The following is a 20,905-nucleotide window of genomic DNA, read 5'->3' on the forward strand; positions in this document are numbered from 1 at the left end:
GCGATTGCTTTCATTTACTTACATCAAAACAAAACATGAACGTGAGGAAGCGTATGAAAAAAAATGTTTTAATCTCTATCTATGATATGGAAATTGGTGGAGTAGAAAGAAGCTTAATTAATATGCTGGAAAGCTTCGACTATGATACATACAACATAGATTTATTGATATTTAATCATACTGGAGAGTTCTTAAATTTAGTACCTAATAAAGTTAACGTACTACCACAGATAGGTGGATATACCGTCTTTAGGAAGTCAATTGTGCAATGTATACGTGAAGGATATTTTGGGGCAGGAATCACAAGAATAATAAGTAAGTATATGGCAGGGAGAATATCGAAAAAAAGACAGTTAAAGGAAGGTTCGGGATATATTCAGATGCAGCTTGTGTCAAAGTATGCAGCATATTTTTTGCCTAAACAGAAAAAAAAGTATGACTTTGCGATTAGTTACGCATGGCCACATAATCCTTTAGCTGATACTGTAAGTGCTGATAAGAAGATAGCTTGGATTCACACAGATTATAGCACACTAGAAATTGATAATAAAATTGACTTTGCTATGTGGAATAAATTTGATTACATAGCATCTATATCAGATGAATGCACAAAAGCGTTTTTAACTGTATATCCATCGCTAAAAGATAAAATTTTACAAATAGAAAATATTACTTCACCCAAATTTATTGAGAAGATGGCTGAAGATACTGTAAGTTTTAATAAACAAAGTAACAGTGCTTTTAATATTTTATCGGTTGGAAGGTTGTCATATGCGAAAGGGTTTGATGTTGCTATAAAAGCCCTTAAAGCATTACATAATAAGGGGTTAAACAATATAAAATGGTATGTCATAGGATACGGATCGGATGAATCTAATCTTAAGGAATTGATAAAGGAACAACAGTTAGAAGACAGTTTTATACTATTAGGCAAACAAACTAACCCATATCCGTATATGAAGTTATGTGATTTATACGTTCAACCGTCCAGATATGAGGGAAAGGCAGTTACGGTTACGGAAGCTAAAATCCTTGAAAAGCCTATATTGATAACTAATTATCCTACTGCAGCCAGCCAATTGGATGATGGAATTGAGGGCATTATATGTGATTCAAGTGTAGAGGGGTTAGTCGAAGGTATCGAAAATTTATATAGAGATGATGAACTAAGGAAAACATTAATTAATAATTTGCGAGATAGAGATTACAGTAATAACGCTGAGTTGAATAAGCTATATAAAATTATCCCGCATTAACGGGTAGTAAGACCTCCACCTCAAAGTTCGGCGAAAACAAAGGAGTTAGGTGGGGGATCAACTGCTCGTAAAAGCCCGATTCGTTCAACTAATTAAAGTTTCACTTTATAGGCGCCTAAACAATCAATACATCAAGTATAGGAGACAACAATAAAGGTGTATTTATGATGATAGCGTAAGAGATTTCTCGTAAAGGTGTGATTTAGGCATGAGCCAAAAAGTAAGTGTAATAATACCAGTTTATAATGCAGGGAAATATATCACTCGGTGCATAGAGTCACTTTTAAATCAGACACTCCAAGAGTGTGAGTTTATATTTATTAATGATGGCTCGATAGATGATAGCAGAGAAATCATTGAGGGATATAAACAAGTAGATGACAGGATAATACTTATAAATCAAGTAAATCAAGGTGTAAGTATTGCAAGAAATAAGGGCTTACATTTAGCCGCTGGAGAATATGTGGGATTTGTTGATGCTGATGATTGTATAGAAAAGGATATGTATGAAACACTATATAACTCAGTAAAACAAAGTAATTGTGATGTAGTTATATCAAATTTTAAGGGCGAGACGGAAGAGCATAAGGTAATTACAACATATCCATTTCCTATAGATATTGTTCTTGAAAAAGATTATATAGAGCAAGAAGTATTACCTTATTTCCTTAAGGCAGATAATTTAAATACTGTTGTAAATAAGATCTATAGAAATAATTTAATTAAAGAAAATAACGTTAAATTCCCAAGCGGAATTGCATTGGGGGAAGATGGAATGTTTAACGTTGCATTCTTTAGTGGTGCAACTCGTATGAAATATGTAGATTATGTAGGTTACCATTACAAGGAGGTAGCTGGTAGTGCTACCAGAAACATATCCGAAAAAGATTATTTTCAGAGGGCTGTAGAAGTATATACTATGGAATTACCCCAAATATATACTGATAAAATTGATAGAGTAAGAATAAGTAAATTAAGGTCAATAAAGTTTATTAATAGTGTAATGTCCTATATACATGTTTATTTTACACCATCTAAAGATGTAAGTTTCAATAAGCGGTATAAATACGTAAAAAGTATGATACGAAATAAACATGTGAGAGAGGCACTACCTATATATTATAGTGAAATTTATAACAAGCTAGGAAGATATGAGCGGTTAATAATAAATTTAATAAAGAGACAATCAACTGTTGGGCTGTATTGCGTTACAGCTTACAGTAGATTCAGAAATAAATAATAGTGAGGGAGTTTAAGTATGAAAATTATGATGTTTGCCCATGGTGGAAGTCTTAATAGGGGATGTGAGGCTATTGTTCGTTCCTCTACTAATATCATAAAAGAAAAGGTAGATGAAACAAAGATATATTTGGTATCAAGTAAGCCTGAAACAGATAAGATTATAACAAAGTTAGATGGAATATATGATGGTTCTACTAAGAATATAGCGAAGTACTCATACGATTGGTGGATGGCTTTACTTAAAGTAAAATTGTTTAATGATGAATCTTATGCAATAGCTAAAATGGAAGATAATATAATTAAACATATAAAGAATATGGATGTATGTTTATCTATAGGTGGAGATAATTATTGTTACGGGGAACAGCCTGCATTGTATGAAATAAATAAAAAAGTAAAAGCAGCAGGAAAGAAGTTAGTGTTATGGGGATGTTCTATAGGTGAAGAGGATATGTCTGAGAGAAAGTTAGGAGACTTAAAACAGTTTGATTTAATATTAGCTCGTGAAACTCTTACCTATAATATGTTGAAAAACAAGGGACTTAATAACGTTAAATTGTGTGCAGATCCTGCATTTACCATGGAGAAAGAAGAGTTGGAATTACCTAAAGGATGGCAAGATGGCAATACAATAGGTCTTAATTTTAGTCCACTTGTATGGAATAGAAACAAGGATTCACAAGTTGCAGTAAGAGATTTAATTAACCATATACTAGATACTACAGATTCAACGATTGCTCTCACACCGCATGTTATGCAGGATGGGAATAACGATTATGAAGTTCTGTATACATATTATGAGGAATTTAAAAATACAGGTAGGGTAATTATATTACCAAACAATTTAAATGCAATACAATATAAAGGGTATATAGCTAGGATGCGATTCTTTATAGGAGCTAGAACACATGCCACGATAGCGGCTTACTCAAATTGTGTTCCAACTATGGTATTGGGATACAGTATAAAATCGAAGGGAATAGCTAAAGACTTATTTGGAGAAGAGAAATTAGTCTTAAATATAGAAGAAATATCTAATAGTAATAAATTAAAAGCTAAATTCGATGAGATGGTAAGAGAAGAAGATCAATTGAAGAGCAAACTAGAGCAAACTATGCCTAATATTAAAAAAATGTCATATAAAGCGGTAGAATACTTACAAGAATTAGCTAAGTAAATCGAGGTATATTATGAAAAAAAATTTATTATTTGTTATGCCTAGTCTATCTGCTGGTGGTGGAGAAAAGAGTCTAGTAAACTTATTATCTCAAATAGATTATCAGTTATATAATGTAGATTTATTTTTGTTTAACCATGAAGGTATATTTATGGAATTTGTACCAAAAGATGTACAAATTTTACCTATACCAGAAACATATAAGACGTTTACTTTACCTTTGTTTAAATCGGTCAAAACGTTTTTATTAAAAGGAGAAATATCGCTAGCCTATAATAGATGTATGTTCACCATAAAGAATAGAGCAGGAAAAAATACATCGATAAAGGAACAATACAGCTGGAAATATATCGCTAAGTCTTTAAATGAAATTGAGAAACAGTATGATGCTACTATAGGGTTTTTAGAAAAAACCGCTACATATTTTTGTGTAGATAAGGTGAAAGCACATAAGAAAATAGGATGGGTACATATTGACTATAATAAATTAGGGATGGATTCGAACTTTGATGCTTTGTACTTCAGAAAGCTAAACAATATAGTTACAGTATCGGAAGAGTGTGCCAATATTCTAAAAAACAGATTTCCTAATCAAAAAGATGAGATAAGCGTTATTTATAATATTGTATCACCGACAATGATACATAAAATGGCTAACCAGGAAAATAAGGATGTTTATACTAAGAAAGATAATGAAATTATTATACTTTCAGTAGGTAGGCTGCACTACCAAAAAGGCTTTGAAATGGCTATAGAATCCTGTAAGAAACTAATAGATAAAGGGTATAAAGTAAAATGGAATATTATAGGAGAGGGCGAGGAAAGAGAACAACTGACTAATTTGATAAAAGCAAATAAATTAGAAAACAATTTCAAATTGTTAGGATTAAAATCTAATCCTTATCCGTATATAAAACAAGCAGATATTTATGCACAGACATCTAAATTTGAAGGGAAATCTATAGCAATTGATGAGGCGAAAATATTGAATAAGCCTATACTTGTTACTGATTTTAGTACCGCGAAAGATCAAATTGACAATGAAATAAATGGATTAATTGTAGATATGAAGCCGGAGGCTATTGCAAAAGGAATTGAGAGGCTTATAAAAGATACAGAATTAAGAAAAAAATTAGTAAATAATCTTTCGAAAGAGAAATTAGGAACGGAAGAAGAAATATATAAGTTATATGAAATTCTATAATGGGTGAGGTTCATGAAAAAAAAAATATTATTTATAATGAATAATTTAAATTGTGGTGGGGCTGAAAAAGCCCTAATTTGTTTATTGGGCGTTATAGATTATTCTAAATACAAAGTGGATTTATTTTTATTTAAGCATGAAGGAATATTTATAAATAAGTTACCAAAAGAAGTCACTCTATTACCTGAACCAATAAAGTATAAATATTTTGATATGCCTATAAAAAGGTCTTTGACAGAATTAATGAAAATAGGAGATTTTAAAACGACATTTTCTAGAGGAGTATTAGGGTATCTGGCTAAGACAGAAACGAATGGAGCTATAATCGAACAAAAAATATGGAAATACATGTCGAAATCAATAGATGAAATCAATAAGGAATATGATGTAGCGATAGGATTTCAAGAAAAAAACCCTATATATTTCTGTGTAGACAAGGTAAAAGCGAAAAAAAAGATTGGATGGATACACACGGATTATAATAAATTAGGGATTGATTATAGTAAAGAAAAATTTTATTTTGGTAAACTAGATCATATAGTGACTGTATCAGAAGAGTTAGTTAATATTTTAAGGGATAATTTCCCTGAACATAGAAAGAAAATTGGATGTATACACAATATAGTTTCTTCAAGAATGATAAGGAAAATGTCATTAGAGAAAGTTGATTTTAAAGAAGAGAACGATAGAAGTATATCATTAATTTCGGTAGGAAGATTGGCTAAAGAAAAGGGATTAGATATCTCTTTAGAAGCATTTAATATACTCGTAAAAAAAGGGTACGATCTTAAATGGTATTTGATTGGAGAAGGCAACGTAAGAGAAGAACTTGAAAGACGTATAAGGGAAGAAAAACTAGAAAAAAGAGTAATTTTATTAGGTATAAAAGAAAATCCATATCCATACATAAAGCAAGCAGATATATATATACAGACATCCAGATATGAAGGTAAATCTATTTCTATAGATGAGGCAAAAATACTGGCAAAACCAATATTAATTACTAATTTTGAGACAGCTAATAATCATATAAGAAATAATATCAATGGAGTAATTGCAGAGATGAACCCTATGTCAGTGGCAAATCATCTTGAGTTATTAATAAAAGAAGAAAAATTAAGAAGTAAGTTTATCGATAATCTCAAGAAAGAAGAATTAGGGACAGAGGATGAAGTGAATCATTTGTATAATTTAATAAACAGTTAAGTGTAGCGTTTAAAAATAAGTTAAATAATGAAATACATTCACTGGAGGCAATTATGTTTAATCGGATAAAAAAATCTTTAATGGTAAGATTAGGAATGGTATCTCTTGAGGATTTAACGGTAGAAGCGTGTTTGCAAAGAGGTATGAAGGTAGGGAAAAATTGTAGTGGATTAGCTGGAAGTACAATTGACTATGCTCATTGTTGGCTAATAGAAATAGGTGATAATGTTACATTTGCACCTCAAGTCTATCTCCTTGCACATGACGCCAGTACGAAACGGTATTTAGATTATACAAAAATAGCAAAAGTAAAAATAGAAGACCATGCATTTATAGGGGCAAGGGCTTTAATTATGCCGGGGATTACAATAGGGAAAAATGCTATTGTGGCCGCGGGGAGTGTAGTAACAAAATCGGTTCCTGAAGGGTGCATAGTTGGAGGAAATCCCGCGAAAATTATAGGGAAAACAAAGGATTATATCAATAAGCACAAATTAAATCTAAAGACAGCAAATCGTTATGATAAAAACTGGACGATAGGTGAGAATATCACACCAGACATGTGTACTAAAATGTCAGAAGAATTAGGTAGTACTGTTGGATATGTTAAATGAGTATTTAAATTATTTTCACGTTGAAAGGGCAATATAAAGATGATATTTCAAATTTTGAGCTATATTGTAATTTTTATTATTTTAATGGTTATTACCATAGACTTAGTACCTGTAATAAAAGATTGGGTACTGAGAATTCATATGGGGAGATATGAAGATAAATCCATATGGAATGAGACTATAACTAAAAAAGGGTCTAAGTGGTTACTAAACACACCAAAAATAAAAGTAACAGACAATACAAGATTAGTTGTAATAGATATGTTGAAAGGGAATTATACGAAAAGCACGATACAACATTGGCAAGAAGCATCATTAGTATTAGGCTTATCTGAGTATTTAAAACATAATGATGATAAGGAAATGAAATCTGAGATTGAAAAATTTTTGAATTCGAAATTTGATAGTAATGGTCAATGGTTAGAAAAACCTAAGCATATAGACGGAGCTATACTTGCTTACGCTATTATGAAGTTGGAATATATTGATATAAACAAATACAAAAAAGCATTAGATTATACATGGGAAATGATTAAGGATCATATAGGTGAGGACGGCACAGTAGAATATAGGAAGTTTATGAAAAGCTACAGATATGTAGATACTATAGGGTTTATATGCCCCTTTTTAGTTTGTTACGGTACTAAATTTAACAAAGATGATTGTATAGATTTAGCAGTGAAACAAATTAAAGAGTATGAGCAATATGGAATGTTAGACAAACATTCACTACCATGTCATGTTTACAAGATTGAGAATAAAGTTCCTCTTGGATTATACGGATGGGGAAGAGGACTTGGTTGGTTTGCTATAGGTCTTATAGATGCGTGGAATGAATTGCCACAAGATAGTAAATATAAATTTGCTTTCGAAGAAAGTGTTAAAAGATTCGCGGAAGCTGCAATGAGCTTTCAACAAGATAATGGTAGTTGGAATTGGACTGTAACTAGAAATGAGAGTAGGTCCGACTCTTCCGCTACAGCTACGCTAGGCTGGTTTATGTTAAATGCCTCAAAGATAGAGAAGGTATCAAAAGAATGCCTAGATAGCACAGAAAAGGCTATGAGTTATTTAATGAAAGTTACGAGGAAAGATGGGGCAGTTGACTTTTCTCAAGGCGATACAAAAGACATAGGGGTGTATTCCACACTGTTCAATATATTGCCGTTTACTCAAGGGTTCTGCATTAGGTTAATCAATTCATATTTAAGTAGGAACTAAACCTTCATCCCCTTTACTCATATTTGTATGAGGCAACTTTATTGATAAAGAAAATAAATGATTTGAAAATTCGAACCGTTTATTTTTTGGGAAAATGAGAAAGGTGGGAATCATATGTTAAACTCTTTAACGTCATTTAGGTTTATTGCTGCGCTAATGGTTTTCTTATTTCATATGGGTGTGTTTAGCCAATATCAATTAGGTTCAGCGGGCGTTCAATTCTTTTTTGTTTTATCTGGCTTTATTTTAGCTTATAACTATCATTCTAAATTTACAGAGCTAAATAAACACAGTATCAAAAAATTCTATAAAGCAAGATTTTCTAAAGTATATCCAGTTCATGTATTAACCTTTCTTCTTTCTGCACCATTAGTTATTTTATACTTTCACCCTAATAGTTTATATTTTATAAAACTTGCTTTTATGTCAATCATTAATTTGCTATTGATACAAAGCTTCGTACCTAGTCAGGGTACTTATTTCAATTTTAACGGCGTTTCGTGGACATTATCGGTTGAAGCTTTCTTTTATGTTATGTTTCCTTTTCTGCTATGGGTATTTATGAAACTTAAAGTTAAAAAGAACATCATTACATCCATATTGGTATTCTTGGTAGTATGGATAATTTTATTTCTATTGAATAAAAACTTGGATGAAGATAATCCATTTTTTATTTGGATATTACATATTTTTCCGGTTACTAGATTGTTCGAATTTTCAACGGGTATACTTTTGGGATTGATTTATATTGAAAAATCCGATAAAGCAAACTTTAACAAAAACATATTTACTGTTTTAGAACTACTATGTTTACTTTTATCCATTGCTTTATTATCGTATTCGATAAAATTAGATGTAGGAATTGTTCGTGGTGTTTATTTTGTTCCACTATGGTGCTTGTTAATTTTTACCTTTTCATTTCAATGCGGTATATTTTCAAAATTATTATCACAAAGGCTATTTGTTTACTTAGGTGAAATTAGTTTCTCATTTTATATGATTCACCAAATAGTGATACGATACTTGGATTTCTTGAAGTTAGAAAATACATATAGTTTTGTGGTTTGTTTAATAGTTTCTTTATTGTTAAGTGCAGTAATTTATCAATTTTATGAAGAGCCGCTACGTAAGAAAATTCGTTTTGGTTTTCAAAAAAAACATCAAAAGATACAAGTGTCTTTACCAAAAGAATTCCTTAAATAAGAGATTTTTATAAAAGATTATTGTTAAATGTAGTCCCAGAAAACAAACATTTTCTTCTTCATAGCTCGAAAAAATTAATATCTAAAGATAACAAGTAGAATAAAGTGTAATAGATTTAGTACGTAAACGAGAGGGAGTATAAATGGATTTTCTTTTTGTAATATTAAAAGATATATTTTCATTTGTAGAAGTTAAGTCTTGAAATAGGCAAATAATTAACTGAAATGATTACTGTGAATAGATGGAAAGAAAAAGTTAGGATAAAAATGAGGGGATTAAATGAGAATAACAGTATTCACTCCAACATACAACAGGAGTTATATCATAGAGAAATTATATAGATCGTTACAAGAACAAACATATACGGATTTTGAATGGCTAGTTATTGATGATGGGTCAAGTGATAATACAGAGGAATTATTCAAGATGTGGAAACTAGAAAAAAACCCATTTCCCATACGGTATTATAAAGTCAAAAACGGAGGGAAACATAGAGCGATTAACAGGGCTGTCGATTTGGCTGAAGGTGAAATGTTCTTTATAGTAGATTCTGATGATAATCTTACAGAAGATGCTTTAGAAAGTATAGTAAGTTGGGAAAATAGCCTAGAAGATAAAAAGCTATTTTGTGGTGTTTCGGGTAATAAAGGGGGGAGTATTGAGGACCTCGTAGGGACAACATTTGAAGGTAAATATATTGATGCAACTTCACTTGAACGGAATACATATAATATAACGGGAGATAAGGCTGAGGTTTTTTATACCGATATATTAAGGAAATACAAGTTTCGTGAGTTTGAAGGGGAAAAATTTATGACAGAGGCTACAGTATGGAATAAAATGGCTTATGAAGGTTATAAAATAAGATGGTTTAATAAAACAATATATATATGTAATTATCTAGAGGATGGTTTAACTCAAAATATGAAGGAGATATTCGCCGGAAGTCCTAAAGGTACAGCATATTATATGAAGCAGCAAATTGAATTTTATAAGTGTGGTCCAAAGGGTAGATTATCCTATTATAATTTATATTACGATTTTGTTAAGTCTAATTTAAATGTAAAGAAGGCTGCAGAATACTTAGGTATTCAACCGGTTACTTTAATGGCGGCTATCTTTTTAGCTAAATGTAAAAAAATTATATCAAGAAGGTCTTAAAATGAGGATAAAAAACTCCATAATTAATATATCTGCTGGGATCGGAAACCAAATCATTGTTACATCTTTAAGCTTCATTTCACGAACTGTATTTATCAATAGTCTAGGTATTGAATATCTAGGTATAAATGGATTCCTTACTAATATATTATCCATGCTTTCTTTAGCTGAGGCAGGGATAGGTGCTAGTATAATGTATAGTCTTTATAAGCCGGTTGCAGAGAACGATCAAGAAAAGATTAACGTACTTATGAGATTGTATCGGAAAGCATATATGGTAATCGCCTTAATTGTCTTGTTACTTGGATTGTCCTTGATGCCATTTCTTGGTTATTTCATTAAAGATTCGAATGTCGAAAATATCCATTGGATTTATCTTATTTTTCTATTCAATACAGTTGTACCTTATTTGTACATGCATAAGAATTCATTCTTAAGTGTTTCGCAAAAGGGTTATATTGTAACAGGAATATATTCTATATCTTCAATTGCATCTGCTTGTCTCAAGATTGGAATACTTCATTTTACAAAAAATTATATTCTATACTTAGTTATTGATAGTGTGATAACAGTCGCTACTAGCATTGTTTTGGCAATTATAGTCAACCGGATGTATCCATTTTTAAAAGAGAAAGTTTCGGGTGTATTAGATGCTGAAACTAAAGAGAAAATTGTTAAGAATGTGAAAGCAATTGTACTACAAAACATAGGGAATTATTTAGTATTGGGTACTGATAACATTATTATATCTTCATTTATCAGTGTGGCGGCAGTCGGATTATATTCTAATTATAATATGTTAATAGATATTTGTAGAAACTTTACTTATCAAATCTTTAATAATACATATCATAGTGTAGGAAATTTAGTAGCAGAGGAAAGTGTAGAGAAGGTTTATAGTGTGTATAAAGTCTATATGCTTTTAAATTTTTGGTTATACTCATTCTTCTCTATACTTTTATGCATTACAATAGAACCTTTTATCACTTTATGGATTGGAACTGAGTATCTTATGAGCAAAAGTGTGTTGCTTGTATTAATAATTATTTTTTATGAAAGGGGCATGAGGAATTCCATAACGACTGTAAAAACTACAGCGGGTGTTTTTCATGAGGATAGATATGCGCCTTTGGTTCAAGCTGCTGTTAATTTAGTAATTTCTATTGTATTAGTTAAGTATATGGGAATAATAGGTGTCTTTATTGGTACACTTGTAAGTGTGCTTGTTGTTCCTTTCTGGATTACTCCTTATTTAGTATACAAAAATGTATTTAATAGGTCTGTAATGGATTATTTCTTGAAATACTCCTACTACGCAGCGATAGGTATAGGAACGTATTTTATTACAAGTTTTTTGAGCAATTTCACATTATCAAACCATTTCTTGGAGTTATTGTTAAAGGGAATGATTTGTATCATAGTTCCTAATGTGATTTATATATTGATTTTTCATAAAACAACAGAGTTTAAATATTTATTTGGGATTATTAGAGGGATTTCACAAAAGTTATTAAAAAAATTCAATTTAAACAAGAAAATTTCTTATTAATTTTGACTAAGATATTGTTAAATTCTATTACCATACGTTTTAGGGAAAGCCCTGTGAACTATAGACTATGGAATGAAGCCCTTCTTAGTTCATACTGATTGATTAGGGAGAAGATGATGACTAAGGTCAAATATGTATTCAATGATGTATCTATTGATGCAAGTACAAATGCTAGATTAATAGATGATACTATCATTAACTGAATGTAGAAATAATAAACCGCTATCTTTGTATAAAAATATAGCGGTTTTATTATGGGCTTAGGCGTCCGGTACTTTAGGAAACGAAGGATTGTATCTATAGCATACTGAGTGAAGAAATTTATAGAAGAATATACACTGCAAATGACTTTCATGTTATGTATATGAAACTGAGGGTAGGATTAAATTGGAGAGAATTACTAAAAAGTAATTAGAAGATTGGAATCCTGTTCTGTGGGGAACTCTCCAAAAAATTTTCGATTGGAGTATAATTATTTATGAAAAGATTTTTTGATTTATTCGTTTCTTTATCATTATTGGTGTTACTGTTAGTTCCTATTAGTATAGTAGCCGTATTAGTTAGATGTAAGTTAGGTTCCCCCATCATATTTAAGCAGCAACGCCCGGGATTACATGGTGCGTCTTTTTCTCTTTATAAGTTTAGATCTATGACTGATGAGAAAGATAGCAACGGCAATCTGTTGCCTGATGATGTAAGGTTTACTAAGTTTGGGGGATTTCTTAGAAAGTGTAGTTTGGATGAGTTGCCACAGTTATTCAATGTTATAAAAGGCGATTTAAGTTTAGTAGGTCCCAGACCACTATTAATGGAATATTTGGAGTTATATACAGAAGAACAATCTAGGCGGCATATGGTAAGACCAGGAATTACAGGGTGGGCTCAAGTGAATGGAAGAAATGCAATTTCATGGGAAGAGAAATTTGATTTTGATGTGTGGTATGTCGATAATAGGACTTTTTGGCTTGATATGAAAATTTTGTTGTTAACGGCAAAGAAAGTATTTAAGTCAGAAGGAATCAATCAGGTTGGGCATGTAACTGTGGAAAAATTTAATGGTACAAAGAATTCTTGAGGAGGTGAGATGGATGCGAATAATTATGATTGGGGCAGGTGGTCATAGTAAAGTAATCCGAGATATTATCCTATCGTATGGAAATTATGAAATCATTGCGCAATTAGATGATGTGTATAAAGAGTTAAAAGTTGAGGATGGCGTTTATTTTGGCCCTATTTCTGCAGCTGTAAAGTTAATGGATGAGCATGTAGATACAAAGTTCGTGATAGCTATAGGAAATAACAGAACAAGAAAGATAATTATGGAGCAGTTAGAGATTCCCAGTCATCGCTATGCGACACTTATACATAAACAATCTACTGTTAGTTTAAGTGCAAAGATTGGAGCTGGTACGGTTGTGATGCCTGGTGCAATTATTAATGCAGATGTTGAAATTGGGAATCACGTTATTGTCAATTCAGGCGCTATTATTGAACATGATAATAAGGTAAAAGATTTTGCACATATTTCCCCAAATGCAGTGCTTACAGGATCCGTTACTGTAGGAACAGGAGTACATATAGGAGCAGGAGTTAATGTAATTCCAAATATTACAATTGGCGATTGGTCCGTTATCGGTGCCGGAGCAACAGTGATCTGTGACATTGTAGCGAATTGTAAAGCAGTTGGCATTCCAGCTAGAGTAATAAAAAAAGAATTATAGGAGAGTGTTTAAAGTGGTATATTCACAGGAAAAAACAAGAATCTATCTCTCCGCTCCACATATGAGCGGTAATGAACAAAAATATATAGGGGAAGCATTTGATATGAATTGGATTGCTCCACTTGGTCCAAATGTAGATGCGTTTGAAAGTGAACTTTCATCCCATGTTGGAGTTCTTGATGCGGCTGCAGTTAGTTCAGGAACCTCTGCTATCCATTTGGCACTTCGCTTACTGGATGTAAGAGATGGAGATACGGTATTTTGTTCGAGTCTTACTTTTATAGCGAGCGCAAATCCAATTCTATATTTAGGGGCTAAACCAGTATTTATTGATTCTGAGCTTGAAACATGGAATATGTCGCCACAAGCTTTAGAACGTGCATTACGTGATGCAAATGAGAAAGGAATACTTCCGAAAGCAGTCATTGTTGTAAATTTATATGGACAAAGCGCTAAAATGGATGAAATTCTTTCGTTATGTGATACATATAATGTTCCAGTAGTAGAGGATGCAGCGGAATCACTTGGTTCTTCCTACAAAGGTAAAGCGAGTGGGACATTCGGAAAATTCGGTGTTTATTCGTTCAACGGCAATAAAATCATTACAACTTCAGGTGGAGGTATGCTTGTTTCGAATGATGTCGAAGCATTGAGAAAAGCAAGATTTTTAGCTACTCAAGCAAGAGATCCGGCTCCACACTACCAACATAGTGAGGTTGGATATAATTATCGTATGAGTAATATTTTAGCGGGTGTAGGTAGAGCGCAGCTGCAAGTCTTACGGGATAGAGTACAGGCAAGGAGAAAAATATTTGATAGATACTATCAAGAATTATCTCATATTCCAGGGGTACAGTTTATGCCTGAGTTAGAGGATACTTATTCAAACCGATGGCTTACAGTTCTTACTGTAGATGAAGAAAAAATAGGAGTATCGATTCAGACATTACTGAAACAACTGGAAAATGAAAACATTGAGGCGCGTCCTGTTTGGAAACCTCTTCATATGCAACCGCTATTTGAGGGAATAACTTATTATTCTCATAGTGAACGTGAAGATATTGCTAGAAAACTATTTGAAACCGGTCTATGTCTTCCATCTGGATCAGGTATGACAGAACAAGATCAGACAAGAGTTATTACATGTATTAAGAATATATTGACGGTAAGTGCTGGCATGTAAAGATAAAAAATAGAAAGAGCTTCAATTAAGAAATGCGTTAATGAACTAGGAGGATTTAATATCTTATTCAGTGCCGTTTTTGTGAAATTTCATTTTACGGAAAAAAATTTTTTTTGAATGAAAGTCACGGCAATCCCTATAAAGAGTGAAATAGTAAGCGTACATAATCTTGTGGTAAATGCGAATTATATTCTTTGCTAGCATTATTAGTGGTGAACGCATATTATATCATCCCCTTTGTGAAAATGGTATAAATATAAAAAGGTTATTCTCCTGTTTCGATTAAAGAAGCAGAAGAATAAAGTAATAGAGAACATAAAATATAAAAATCAACTTTAATTAATAGGTTAATAATAAATTATATAAAATATCATAGCACAGAAATTTTTAAAATATAAAAAGATGAAAATTTTGCTGTGTATTTGTAAGATATAACGTTTATCCTGCTATTTGTGAACATTAAGAGCACTACCTTAAGATTTTAGGGGAACTAAGAAGATAGATGGAATGTTCGTAAAAGCTCGATTGGTGAGGTTAATAGTCGGTAGGGATGTAGAGTCTCCTACCGATTAAAGTTTTACTGTATTATTTGTTCTGACAGTTACTAAAAAAGATACATAAATATTCATTTTTTTGAGTATATAGATGCTTGACAATACAATAGTGAAATGGTAATCTGATTTTATATTCTTTATAAAGAATATAAACGTTTTATTGATATATTAAATTCAAGAATTTTTATTCATATAAAATTCAGATGGTAATATTTTGATTCGGATTAAGAAGATCACACCTTTGTTCTTTTTTTGAGAAAATTAAAATGCAAGGGTTTACATTAGGATAGGTAGCCTGAAAGCTTGAATACTTCAACTGAAAAAAGATTTAAGGCTATAAAATTGGGTTTTAAAATCTGTTATGCGTAAACGAGGTAGTTTGAGGAAAGGGTTTTCTGGTATATTAATAACATTTTTTTGATATATCTGGTAATTTGCTTATCCATCGGGTTTTCCCTTAATTGTCTCGTAGTGGGAGGAAAAAAATGAGTGCAATAACCGGAATTTATCATTTAAATGGAGAACCGATACCGCCTGAACATAGGATTGGAATCATGAAGGATTTATCTCGTTATCCAGGTGACAATACCGATATATGGCACAAGGAAAATATTTTTTTGGGCTCCCATGCAAAATGGATAACATCTGAATCTATTAATGAACAATTACCTTACTATGATTATGAAACACAGTTGGTTATAACTGCTGATGCTATTATTGATAATCGCAATGAATTATTCGATAGATTGCAAGTAGAAAAGGTACATAGAAGAGAGATGCCTGATAGTAAGTTGATTTTACTCGCTTATCAAAAGTGGGGAGAGCATGTACCAAAGTATCTAATTGGTGATTTTGCTTTTATGATTTGGGATGAGAGAAAGCAATTACTTTTTGGTGCACGTGATTTTTCAGGAAGTCGCACTTTTTACTTTTACCGCAATCAAAATCAATTTGCTTTTTGTACTAGCATACAACCGCTGTTTTCTTTACCGTACGTCGGGAAGGAATTGAATGAGCAATGGTTAGCTGAATATTTAGCAATACCTAATATGCTTGATACAATAGATGCATTTTCAACAGTGCATAAAAATATAGAGCAAGTCCCCCCTTCTCATACTATCTCCGTAGTTAAGGGAAGAGTTAGTATTGCGAAATACGACACGTTATTTGTAGAGGAGCAGTTGCAACTCAAATCAAATGAAGATTATGAAGAGGCGTTCAGGGACGTATTTGAAAGCGCAGTAACATCAAGGTTACGTACTCATCGTAATGTTGGTTCTCATTTAAGTGGGGGATTAGATTCAGGAGCTGTTGCTAGCTTTGCTGCGAGAGCTCTGCAAAAAGAGAACAAAAAATTATATACATTCAGCTCAGTACCTGCAGAAGGATTTACTGATTGGACTCGTGGCCATACGATTGCTGATGAAAAGCCATTTATCCAAACTACAGTACAACATGTAGGAAATATTAAAGGGAATTATTTGAATTTCCCGGGAGAAAATTCTTTCTCAGAAATTGATGATTGGCTTGAGATTATGGAGATGCCATATAAATTTTTCGAAAATTCCGTCTGGGTGAAAGGAATTTATGAAAAAGCCCAACAACAAGGGATTGGGGTGCTCTTAAATGGAGCGAGAGGAAATTTCACAATCTCTTGGGGGCCAGCTTTAGATTATTATGCGACTTTACTTAAAAAATTCAGCTGGTTGCAGCTTTATCGTGAAATTGATTTGTATGGTAAGAACGTTGGGGTCAAAAAATCGAGAATACTGAAAGTTGTAGGGGAGAAAGCATTTCCATCGATAAAAAACATGTTTTCCTCGGAACAGCAATACGAACTGCCAACGTTAGTTAGTCCAGAACTCGCAAAACGTACTGATGTATTCAGAAAGCTTGAAGAACATGGTGTGAAAGTAACAGGGGCTTCTATCCCAAATATATATGAAATAAGGCAGAAACATTTTGAACAGCTAAACTTGTGGAATACAACGGGTACAAGTGGAACAAAGCTCTCCTTGCGCTATGGTTTACAAGGGCATGATCCAACGAATGACTTACGGGTAATTCGATTCTGTTTATCGTTACCACTCGAACAATTTGTTCAAAATGGCTTAAATCGTGCACTTGTCCGGAGGTCCACAAAAGGATTTCTTCCTGACAAAGTAAGATTAAATCAACGTGTGCGGGGAATACAGGCAGCTGATGTGGTTCATCGCATGATTCCTTCATGGAAAATGTTTATCGAGGAACTTCAGCAGCTTAGTAAAGACCCAGTGGCCTCTAACTTTTTTAATATAGAGATTATTAAGAGTGCGATTTTGAAAATTCAAGGAGAACCACGAGTAGAATACGTGTTTGATCCGGATTTTAGAATTTTAATGCGTAGTCTTATTGTCTATCGATTTATCAAAAAATATATTTGAAAGGGGGTGAAATTATGAAACAAGAATGGCAATCACCAGTATTAGAAGTGCTTGATATCAACATGACAATGGCTGGACCTGGAAAGAGACTTGTTGACCAAGTTTTTGAAGATGAGGATGAGCAAGGCGCACTTCACCACAGCTAATGCACTAATATTTAAATGAGATTTATATGCTTTACAGCCCTTATATAGTTTAATTACGGTATAAGGGTTTTTTTTAATCAATTTTTCAACTATTTGGAGTGAGAAAGATGATACATACTGTAAAGAAAGAGATTTACAAAGCCTTCGGATTAGCCCTATTAAGTGAGATTCCCCTGCCGGAATTACCTCAAGTAAGTAATTACGAAAATGAAGTAGACGTAAAAATAGAAACTGCAGATTTGTCCCAATTATGGGGAGAGTTATCTTCTCCGAAGTCAGTATTTGTAGTTGAAGAAGAATTAATTATGTTTCAAATCCCCGAAACTGCTACGTTTTGTATTCAAAATGGAGAAAAAATTATTGTTTCACCTATGAAAGGGTCTGATCAAGATAAGATTCGGCTTTATATTCTTGGGACTTGTATGGGGGCATTGTTGATGCAGAGAAAAATACTCCCTCTGCATGGAAGTGCAATAGCCATCAATGGAAAGGCGTATGCTTTTGTAGGAAGATCGGGAGCTGGAAAATCAACTCTTGCATCAGCCCTTTTAAGCAAAGGCTATCAGCTTTTAAGCGATGATGTAATTGCTGTGTCTCTTTCTGAGGATAATACTCCTTTTGTTACACCATCTTACCCGCAACAAAAGTTATGGAAAGAGAGTCTTGATCAGTTTGGAATGGAGACAGCGCATTATCAGCCATTATTTGAAAGGGAAACTAAATATGCTGTCCCCGTTACAGCTAACTTTTTCGAGGAGCCATTGCCATTGGCAGGTGTATTCGAATTAGTGAAAGTAGAAAATGGGGATGTTGAACTTCAGCAGATTGAAGGACTGGAGAGGCTACGCACATTGCTGCGTCATACATATAGGAATTCATTAATCCCACGATTGGGGATGATGGAATGGCATTTTATGCATTCTACAAATATCGTAAACAAAATAGATATGTTTCAATTGAGACGTCCTATTTCAAAGTTTACGGCACATGATTTAGTATCCAAAATTCTAGAGTCTTTAAAAGAGGAGGAAAAATAATGAGTAGTAAACAAACAATTTCATTACACAGTTTTGTTGTACAAGGTCAGGAAAATGTAGTGAGCGATATGGATGGGGAGAAAGTGATGATGAGCATCCATAACGGGAAATACTATAACTTGGGAGGTATAGGTGGTGAAATTTGGAGTTTAATTAATGAATTAATATCTGTCAATCAAGTGATTGATATATTATTGTCTCGATATATGATTGAAGAGGCAGAATGTAAGGAACAAGTACTCTCTTTCTTAAATCATTTGTATGCAGAAGGGTTAATTTCGGTTGATGAAAAACTTTGATTTTTAATTGAACGTTCCAGATTTAATAGATTAGGAGTAGGATCGATGAATATCATAAATAAAGCCAAAGCTTTCTTGTCGTTCGATATGGGAACAAAATTATTACTTATAGAAGCTTTCTTTTATTTAGGCTGGGCTCGTATTCTTAAAAGTATACCGTTTTCTAAAGCTGCTCCTATATTAGGAATTCATATGGCAGAAACGTCTTTAAGCCATGATGAATCGGAAAAGGTTACGTTAAGGAAAATTTCTCAAGCAGTGCATATGATGAGCCGTTATACATTTTGGGAAAGCCAGTGTCTCGTTAAAGCTATCGCTGCAATGAAAATGTTAGAGAAGCGTCAAATTGAAAGTACCCTTTACTTAGGGACCGCGAAAGATGAGACAGGAAATATGATTGCCCATGCGTGGTTACGTAGCGGGCCCTTTTATATTACTGGCGTAGAAGAAATGAAGAGGTTTACTGTTGTTGGTAAATTTGCAAAAAGGATAGGGTAAAAAAATCTTGAAGGAGAATGAGATGTATACCGGTTGTAATCTTGATTTGAGTCATTTACCTAAAGAACTAAAATTGTTACTTAAAATTATAAAGAAGGAAGATAAAGAGATACAAGAAATCCCGGGAGACTGGTTCATAAATATTGATTGGAACAAATTTTTGAAACTGGCGCTGCATCATCGTATGTACGCGTTCATTTATCCAAAAATGAAATCTATTGATAAACAGTTAGTTCCATCAAATGTTGTGCAAGTATTAAGTACATATTTTAAAAGGAATACATTCCATATGCTTCATTTAAGTGGAGAAATGGGAAAGGTAAGTAAATTATTTGCTGAAAACCAACTTCGACTTCTATTTTTGAAGGGCCCTATTCTTGGCGCAGATCTATATGGAGATGTTTCTCTTCGAACATCAGGGGATCTGGATGCCCTTGTTCCTATAGATGATCTTGGAAAAGTGAACGAATTACTTGTAAAGAATGGTTATGTCAAAGAGGATGATTTTCCGACGGTTATGAATGAATGGAAGTGGAGACGCCACCATACAACTTACATGCATCCGATAAGTAAGGTGAAATTGGAGATTCATTGGCGACTACACCCAGGACCGGGAAAGGAACCACGCTTCGATGAATTATGGGGGCGAAAGAGGACGAGTCCTGTCACAAATTATCCTGTCTATTTTTTAGGTAGAGAGGATTTGTTTATGTTTCTTGTGACTCATGGGACTAGGCATGGTTGGTCCAGGCTTCGATGGTTAACAGACATTGACCGTATGGTAAGGCAAGAAATAGATTGGAAAGAACTCACTGTTATGTTGGAAAGATATGGATGTAAGCAACTGGTAGGCCAGGCGCTTATTTTATCTTCTGAGCTTTTAGATACTCTTATAATAGAAGAAGAGGCAAAAGTATTAATGTCAGGGAGAAGGGCAACGCAATTAGCGCAGCTTGCTATATATTACTTGGAAAATATGATTAACTTGCATACAGATCCCGTTCCAGAAGAAGTTTCAAAATATCATGAGCGATATTTATATTTGTTAAAGACAAGCTCTCAAAAGCTACTGTTTCATCTTAGTTGGTTGTATCCTTATCCTCAGGATGTGGAAACTTTACCACTGCCAAAACAACTGCATGTTTTATATTTCCCTTTGCGGCCGGTTTTATGGATTTGGAGGGGAATGAGGTACCGTAAGGAGAAGTGAA

The 20,905-nt window shown here is 33.0% G+C and carries 19 protein-coding genes; all 19 read left to right on the forward strand.

The window, feature by feature from the left end:
• The first annotated feature begins 53 nt into the window (after window positions 1-53).
• The 19 genes from C564_RS0108035 (at window position 54) to C564_RS0108135 (ending at window position 20,904) form a co-directional block, all read left to right on the forward strand.
• On the forward strand, window positions 54-1,256 hold the full coding sequence (locus C564_RS0108035; RefSeq protein WP_018764960.1) for a glycosyltransferase: 1,203 nt from the start codon (window positions 54-56) through the stop codon (window positions 1,254-1,256).
• 208 nt (window positions 1,257-1,464) lie between these two features.
• The gene (locus tag C564_RS0108040) at window positions 1,465-2,496 is read left to right on the forward strand and encodes a glycosyltransferase (protein ID WP_018764961.1); all 1,032 of its coding nucleotides are present in this window, start codon (window positions 1,465-1,467) and stop codon (window positions 2,494-2,496) included.
• 18 nt (window positions 2,497-2,514) lie between these two features.
• Complete coding sequence (locus C564_RS0108045; protein ID WP_003202141.1) at window positions 2,515-3,675, forward strand: polysaccharide pyruvyl transferase family protein; 1,161 nt, start codon at window positions 2,515-2,517, stop codon at window positions 3,673-3,675.
• Window positions 3,676-3,688: 13 nt separating this feature from the next.
• Window positions 3,689-4,879 carry a glycosyltransferase gene (locus tag C564_RS0108050; protein ID WP_003202144.1) on the forward strand — a complete coding sequence of 397 codons (1,191 nt, stop codon included), beginning with the start codon at window positions 3,689-3,691 and terminating at the stop codon, window positions 4,877-4,879.
• 12 nt (window positions 4,880-4,891) lie between these two features.
• Window positions 4,892-6,085 carry a glycosyltransferase gene (locus C564_RS0108055; RefSeq protein ID WP_018764962.1) on the forward strand — a complete coding sequence of 398 codons (1,194 nt, stop codon included), beginning with the start codon at window positions 4,892-4,894 and terminating at the stop codon, window positions 6,083-6,085.
• 53 nt (window positions 6,086-6,138) lie between these two features.
• Complete coding sequence (locus tag C564_RS0108060; RefSeq protein WP_018764963.1) at window positions 6,139-6,699, forward strand: acyltransferase; 561 nt, start codon at window positions 6,139-6,141, stop codon at window positions 6,697-6,699.
• Between the two features lie 39 nt (window positions 6,700-6,738).
• Window positions 6,739-7,920, forward strand: coding sequence for a glycoside hydrolase family 88 protein (locus tag C564_RS0108065; protein WP_018764964.1), 1,182 nt, complete (start codon window positions 6,739-6,741; stop codon window positions 7,918-7,920).
• Between the two features lie 114 nt (window positions 7,921-8,034).
• The gene (locus C564_RS0108075; RefSeq protein WP_018764966.1) at window positions 8,035-9,123 is read left to right on the forward strand and encodes an acyltransferase family protein; all 1,089 of its coding nucleotides are present in this window, start codon (window positions 8,035-8,037) and stop codon (window positions 9,121-9,123) included.
• A gap of 279 nt (window positions 9,124-9,402) precedes the next feature.
• A complete protein-coding gene (locus C564_RS0108080; protein ID WP_018764967.1) occupies window positions 9,403-10,284 on the forward strand; it encodes a glycosyltransferase family 2 protein in 882 nt (293 codons plus the stop codon).
• 1 nt (window position 10,285) lies between these two features.
• On the forward strand, window positions 10,286-11,833 hold the full coding sequence (locus C564_RS0108085; RefSeq protein ID WP_018764968.1) for a lipopolysaccharide biosynthesis protein: 1,548 nt from the start codon (window positions 10,286-10,288) through the stop codon (window positions 11,831-11,833).
• Between the two features lie 478 nt (window positions 11,834-12,311).
• Window positions 12,312-12,908: a sugar transferase gene (locus tag C564_RS0108095; protein ID WP_003202160.1), complete on the forward strand. Its 597-nt coding sequence runs from the start codon at window positions 12,312-12,314 to the stop codon at window positions 12,906-12,908.
• 13 nt (window positions 12,909-12,921) lie between these two features.
• Complete coding sequence (locus tag C564_RS0108100) at window positions 12,922-13,554, forward strand: acetyltransferase (RefSeq protein WP_018764969.1); 633 nt, start codon at window positions 12,922-12,924, stop codon at window positions 13,552-13,554.
• A 13-nt stretch (window positions 13,555-13,567) separates the two neighbouring features.
• Entirely contained in the window at window positions 13,568-14,737 is a 1,170-nt protein-coding gene (locus C564_RS0108105) for a DegT/DnrJ/EryC1/StrS family aminotransferase (protein WP_018764970.1), read from the forward strand.
• Window positions 14,738-15,776: 1,039 nt separating this feature from the next.
• Window positions 15,777-17,714 (forward strand): lasso peptide isopeptide bond-forming cyclase, encoded by a 1,938-nt coding sequence (locus C564_RS0108110; protein WP_003202168.1) that lies wholly within the window; start codon window positions 15,777-15,779, stop codon window positions 17,712-17,714.
• A gap of 14 nt (window positions 17,715-17,728) precedes the next feature.
• Window positions 17,729-17,860 (forward strand): paeninodin family lasso peptide, encoded by a 132-nt coding sequence (locus tag C564_RS36120; protein WP_000808480.1) that lies wholly within the window; start codon window positions 17,729-17,731, stop codon window positions 17,858-17,860.
• 107 nt (window positions 17,861-17,967) lie between these two features.
• The gene (locus C564_RS0108120; RefSeq protein ID WP_003202169.1) at window positions 17,968-18,897 is read left to right on the forward strand and encodes a hypothetical protein; all 930 of its coding nucleotides are present in this window, start codon (window positions 17,968-17,970) and stop codon (window positions 18,895-18,897) included.
• Window positions 18,897-19,196, forward strand: coding sequence for a lasso peptide biosynthesis PqqD family chaperone (locus tag C564_RS0108125; protein ID WP_000095761.1), 300 nt, complete (start codon window positions 18,897-18,899; stop codon window positions 19,194-19,196). Before C564_RS0108120 ends, C564_RS0108125 begins: the two co-directional genes overlap by 1 nt.
• A 45-nt stretch (window positions 19,197-19,241) precedes the next feature.
• Complete coding sequence (locus C564_RS0108130; RefSeq protein WP_018764971.1) at window positions 19,242-19,694, forward strand: lasso peptide biosynthesis B2 protein; 453 nt, start codon at window positions 19,242-19,244, stop codon at window positions 19,692-19,694.
• Window positions 19,695-19,716: 22 nt separating this feature from the next.
• Window positions 19,717-20,904 carry a nucleotidyltransferase domain-containing protein gene (locus tag C564_RS0108135; RefSeq protein ID WP_018764972.1) on the forward strand — a complete coding sequence of 396 codons (1,188 nt, stop codon included), beginning with the start codon at window positions 19,717-19,719 and terminating at the stop codon, window positions 20,902-20,904.
• Window position 20,905: the final 1 nt, after the last annotated feature.

It is taken from the genome of Bacillus sp. 105MF (genome assembly GCF_000374885.1).
In the GTDB taxonomy this organism is placed as follows: domain Bacteria; phylum Bacillota; class Bacilli; order Bacillales; family Bacillaceae_G; genus Bacillus_A; species Bacillus_A pseudomycoides.

What these genes read in the sequence shown, in the direction of transcription:
- C564_RS0108035 (WP_018764960.1), top strand. Translation starts at nt 54, where the DNA reads ATGAAAAAAAATGTTTTAATCTCTATCTATGATATGGAAATTGGTGGA.
- C564_RS0108040 (WP_018764961.1), top strand. Translation starts at nt 1,465, where the DNA reads ATGAGCCAAAAAGTAAGTGTAATAATACCAGTTTATAATGCAGGGAAA.
- C564_RS0108045 (WP_003202141.1), top strand. Translation starts at nt 2,515, where the DNA reads ATGAAAATTATGATGTTTGCCCATGGTGGAAGTCTTAATAGGGGATGT.
- C564_RS0108050 (WP_003202144.1), top strand. Translation starts at nt 3,689, where the DNA reads ATGAAAAAAAATTTATTATTTGTTATGCCTAGTCTATCTGCTGGTGGT.
- C564_RS0108055 (WP_018764962.1), top strand. Translation starts at nt 4,892, where the DNA reads ATGAAAAAAAAAATATTATTTATAATGAATAATTTAAATTGTGGTGGG.
- C564_RS0108060 (WP_018764963.1), top strand. Translation starts at nt 6,139, where the DNA reads ATGTTTAATCGGATAAAAAAATCTTTAATGGTAAGATTAGGAATGGTA.
- C564_RS0108065 (WP_018764964.1), top strand. Translation starts at nt 6,739, where the DNA reads ATGATATTTCAAATTTTGAGCTATATTGTAATTTTTATTATTTTAATG.
- C564_RS0108075 (WP_018764966.1), top strand. Translation starts at nt 8,035, where the DNA reads ATGTTAAACTCTTTAACGTCATTTAGGTTTATTGCTGCGCTAATGGTT.
- C564_RS0108080 (WP_018764967.1), top strand. Translation starts at nt 9,403, where the DNA reads ATGAGAATAACAGTATTCACTCCAACATACAACAGGAGTTATATCATA.
- C564_RS0108085 (WP_018764968.1), top strand. Translation starts at nt 10,286, where the DNA reads ATGAGGATAAAAAACTCCATAATTAATATATCTGCTGGGATCGGAAAC.
- C564_RS0108095 (WP_003202160.1), top strand. Translation starts at nt 12,312, where the DNA reads ATGAAAAGATTTTTTGATTTATTCGTTTCTTTATCATTATTGGTGTTA.
- C564_RS0108100 (WP_018764969.1), top strand. Translation starts at nt 12,922, where the DNA reads ATGCGAATAATTATGATTGGGGCAGGTGGTCATAGTAAAGTAATCCGA.
- C564_RS0108110 (WP_003202168.1), top strand. Translation starts at nt 15,777, where the DNA reads ATGAGTGCAATAACCGGAATTTATCATTTAAATGGAGAACCGATACCG.
- C564_RS36120 (WP_000808480.1), top strand. Translation starts at nt 17,729, where the DNA reads ATGAAACAAGAATGGCAATCACCAGTATTAGAAGTGCTTGATATCAAC.
- C564_RS0108120 (WP_003202169.1), top strand. Translation starts at nt 17,968, where the DNA reads ATGATACATACTGTAAAGAAAGAGATTTACAAAGCCTTCGGATTAGCC.
- C564_RS0108125 (WP_000095761.1), top strand. Translation starts at nt 18,897, where the DNA reads ATGAGTAGTAAACAAACAATTTCATTACACAGTTTTGTTGTACAAGGT.
- C564_RS0108130 (WP_018764971.1), top strand. Translation starts at nt 19,242, where the DNA reads ATGAATATCATAAATAAAGCCAAAGCTTTCTTGTCGTTCGATATGGGA.
- C564_RS0108135 (WP_018764972.1), top strand. Translation starts at nt 19,717, where the DNA reads ATGTATACCGGTTGTAATCTTGATTTGAGTCATTTACCTAAAGAACTA.